The organism is Nocardia transvalensis NBRC 15921, from assembly GCF_000308875.1.
Classification (GTDB): Bacteria; Actinomycetota; Actinomycetes; order Mycobacteriales; family Mycobacteriaceae; genus Nocardia; species Nocardia transvalensis.
This window is the reverse complement of the sequence record NZ_BAGL01000043.1, coordinates 1-369: the sequence shown is the minus strand read 5'-3', so window position 1 is coordinate 369 and position 369 is coordinate 1. Positions and strand designations below refer to the sequence as shown.

At 54.2% G+C, this 369-nt stretch carries 1 rRNA gene; it reads right to left on the bottom strand.

Annotation, left to right across the window (positions count from 1 at the left end):
• Positions 1 to 324: ribosomal RNA gene (locus ON41_RS13410) — 23S ribosomal RNA — on the bottom strand; the annotation flags it as partial.
• Positions 325 to 369: the final 45 nt, after the last annotated feature.

Here is a 369-nt window from a genome sequence, read left to right as displayed (position 1 = left end):
CCCCACGACCCCACACGCGCAACGACTGCCGTCTATCACACACGCATGGTTTAGCCTCATCCGCTTTCGCTCGCCACTACTCACGGAATCACAATTGTTTTCTCTTCCTGTGGGTACTGAGATGTTTCACTTCCCCACGTTCCCTCCACACACCCTATATATTCAGATGCGGGTAACACGACATCACTCGTGCTGGGTTTCCCCATTCGGAAATCCTCGGATCTCAGCTCGGTTGACAGCTCCCCGAGGCATATCGCAGCCTCCCACGTCCTTCATCGGCTCCTGGTGCCAAGGCATCCACCGAACGCTCTTAAACACTTACAAACAAAGATGCTCGCGTCCACTGTGCAGTTCTCAAACAACACACCC